The organism is Desulfogranum japonicum DSM 18378 (genome assembly GCF_000429945.1).
Lineage (GTDB): Bacteria > Desulfobacterota > Desulfobulbia > Desulfobulbales > Desulfobulbaceae > Desulfogranum > Desulfogranum japonicum.
Map to the genome: position 1 here is coordinate 1 of NZ_AUCV01000101.1, position 3,455 is coordinate 3,455.

3 protein-coding genes are annotated in these 3,455 nt (G+C 40.6%); 2 read left to right on the forward strand and 1 reads right to left on the reverse strand.

Features of this window, described 5'->3' with window-relative positions:
• Positions 1 to 454 precede the first annotated feature (454 nt).
• Positions 455 to 1,513: a transposase family protein gene (locus tag G493_RS0122325; protein ID WP_028582145.1), complete on the forward strand. Its 1,059-nt coding sequence runs from the start codon at positions 455 to 457 to the stop codon at positions 1,511 to 1,513.
• Positions 1,514 to 1,608: 95 nt separating this feature from the next.
• The gene (locus G493_RS0122330; RefSeq protein WP_035275688.1) at positions 1,609 to 2,610 is read left to right on the forward strand and encodes a DUF6976 family protein; all 1,002 of its coding nucleotides are present in this window, start codon (positions 1,609 to 1,611) and stop codon (positions 2,608 to 2,610) included.
• Between the two features lie 563 nt (positions 2,611 to 3,173).
• Here the strand turns inward: G493_RS0122330 and G493_RS34140 are convergent.
• A partial coding sequence (locus tag G493_RS34140) for a hypothetical protein (protein ID WP_205623746.1) occupies positions 3,174 to 3,455 on the reverse strand: 282 nt, incomplete at its 5' end.

Sequence of the window (3,455 nt, forward strand, 5' to 3'; positions counted from 1 at the left end):
CTCTTTTTTCAAAACCGCTTTAAGGGATTTCCTTAAAGCGGTTTTTTTTTGCCTGTCAATATACGGTATACCCTCCCCTGCTTCTTCCAAAGTTTCAGTCCCATATTCTCCAGCTCTATCAACATTGCCACTCTCGTCAGTGCATGCCCCAGAACCACCTTTTTGAAAGATTAATTTTAAACAGGGCTGATGTCAAAAAAATACTCGTTAATCTCTTGTCAAGAAAAAGAGTAAACTATACACTGATTCTGGGAGGAAAGCGTAAAAGAATGAAACAGTGATATATCCTAAAATGAGCCATAATCACATGCAATGGAGCTAAGGTGCATTCTCATGATAGATTTGATGCAATTTCTGGTAAGTTTTGAATGAAAAACTGCAAAATTTTTCAATAAAAACACCTTCCATTTAAGATGTGCAATATAGCTCTTGTAACTGTCACAGGAAAAATTCTATGCAACATGCCGATTTTATCAATCAAATTTTAAAGCTGCAAGATCCGTGGACTGTACTTGACACACACGTGCATCAATCAGCAAAGCGCCTGGATATCTATTTGGGATTCTCAGCACCAGCCAAAAGCAATCTTTTTGGTGTCGCACGCAAGGCGGGTTTTCTCACAAAAAAGTCCATCATCACCTGCCCTCACTGCCAAACGTCCCTTCCACATTCAACAGATTTTGAACCCCTCAGCGTTCAACACTTACCGATTCTTGATTTTGTTACATTTCTCCATGTTCCACCGCCAGGAGCAGTTCAATCTCCCCAGGCTGATTGTGTTTGTATGAAAACCTGGTATGTAGTGGGTACCTTGTATACCAAAGATCTCTTAGAACATATTACAACATTACTCAAATCTACCAGCCCTGAGACAACTGCAGGACTTTTAGGTCTGGACATTGAGAAAATCAAGCAATTCGACAAGCCCGATAAACCAGAAAGCGGCACTCTAACTTCCTCTGCAGGTCCAGCAAAGCAACCATCCTTAAAAGAATCTTTCAAAATTCCAGATATAGGCCACCCAAGCTGGCAGAGATTAATCAACGGAGACCTTAGTCTTGCAACAAAATCCATAGCGTTGAAAATGATCCTCCAGCGGATTCGCAGTAAATATGACGCAGCGCCAGGTATTGAAAGTGGCATCGCTGGCGCACAAACTCTGCACCAATTTTTTACCAGAAATAAAAAAGTCCTTTCCGATGAGCTTGAACAACTTACTGATGGTCAATCCTGGACAGAAGAAAGTATAGCAGTTACAAAAGATCCGACACCCGATGATGACATTCCTGCTGAGTCACATCCTGTTTGGATAGCTCTTATCACTGGCGAGTTCCAAATACAGACACGCCTTGTCGGACTACAGATGATTAATCAACAGGCGACTAAATCGTTGCTCCGTGATTCAGGTAAACAAAATCAGGACAAAATTATTCGAACCTATCGTCACTTTTTCATCAAACATAAAAGACGCCTTCAACGAGAGATTGATCAGCTGAACAGTTACCAGGAATGATCCAGATACCATTGTTACACAATCTATCAAGCCGGATCGTACAACTACCAGTCCACTGAAAACGATAACCTAGAATCACTCCAGGAGATAACATAATGCCTGACCTTCTTCAGCCTCAACTCTATTCTGTAGAAGATACAGCTAACGCCATTTCTAGTGGTAAAATTCTTTTTCTCGGAGGGGATGAAGAGCTTCTTCAGCAACTTCCGAAAGGCTACTGGATAGGTGCCACCAGTCCATATTTTATGGCACCTGATGGGGGACAAACCTCCAAAGATCGTATATTTGTTCATGAGATTGCAGCAGATGCCATCGAAAAAGTTGAGATAAAATTTCATAATACCAACACTATTCACAATATCACCAAGGAAGCTCCAGAGAACGGCTTTTCTGTTCTTCTACTTCCTGCACTCACAGACATTTTACTCCAATATGCTCAAGACGCTCCTGACTATGAAGACATGTTTATCAAACCTGTCATAGGATGGGTTGCAGGTATTCATCTTGACGATATGGAGACAGCCAGCCCGAAAGTCTTCAACGGTGGAATTGGTGAGGCAGCTCCTGACCAAGCCGTTGTAATGCACGTAACGCTGAAAGATGATAAAATGGCAACTATAGGCATCATCAATATTCAGGAACAAGGCGATGGTGATACGTTCATGTTCCCACAAACGGGTTTCAGCGCTGAAACAGTGTTAGTGAATGGCATAGAACAAAACTTTGCCGATTATCTCCTTGATAAACAGATTAATATCCAACAACCTTTGGTTGCGGATTATTCAGGAGCCAGCATCAATGTCTCCTTTCAAGGAATTGACCAAGAAAACAAGACTGTATCTTTCTATGCTCCAGTATTCAATGGTATTGAATATAAGCTGGCAAAGCCAGTTGATGATTATATGAAAAAATTCAGTGAGGCTTTACCTGATCTGAACAACAACGTTGCATTCAGTTGTAACTGTATTTTAAATTATCTGTATTCCGACCTTGAAGGTAAAAAAATGGCCCCAATGTTTGGCCCTATAACTTTTGGAGAAATTGCATATCAACTCTTAAATCAGACGCTGGTCTATCTTGTTATTGAGGATTATTAACCCGGACTTCTGGCAAGGCTATTTTGGGCAGATGCGTGACATTTAACCGACAGTCCTAAAAAGCTAACATAACCTGCGCTTATCCAGAATCTACTTTTACTTGTAGAAGCTTGGTAAACTAAGCAGATATTATACAATCTGCTGGTCAACAACAGTCTCTTTTACATTCCTAAAAAACAAATGCTTTTTCAGGAATCTCTAAGAGTACTATCATGCCAGCAGATTAAATAATTGCTCATGAAATTGTGTTATATCTCTAGAGAGTATACAAAGTTAGGCAGATACACTTTGCCCGTCCCAAACTCTTTGCAATGAGTTACTTTCCAAAAAAAGAACAGAATACAGACTCATTCTCATTACCGTTTCATTGGATCAATACGGCTAAAGTAGAGCCAGTGAAACAATCATGAGAATGAGTTGAAAAAAACATTACGGGCGGATAAAGCAGTATTTCCACGTCCCTCCGCAATCATATTCTACACTTCTACCACATATCCATTCGATATAACTATATAATACTCCCTTTATCGGGTGCGATCCTCCCCTCTCTTATACTTTTTTCTCTATTCACCCTCTCCTTCTTTAAAAAAAAGACTGTCATTGCTAAAAAATCTTTGACAAGAACCTCCAACTACTGTATTTTGCCGCCCCGTTGCTCGTGACAACAAAGCGTCGCAAACGAGACAACAAAAAGCAAAACTTTTCTGTTGACGGAAAAACAGAAACAGATTAAGTTGAGCTTCCGCGCTGAAGCAAATACGCATAGCGTGGACGGCCTCATTGAGGCTTTGATCTTTGAAAACTGAATAGTAAACAAGCGGGCCAAAGAGTGCACAGCACTCAAA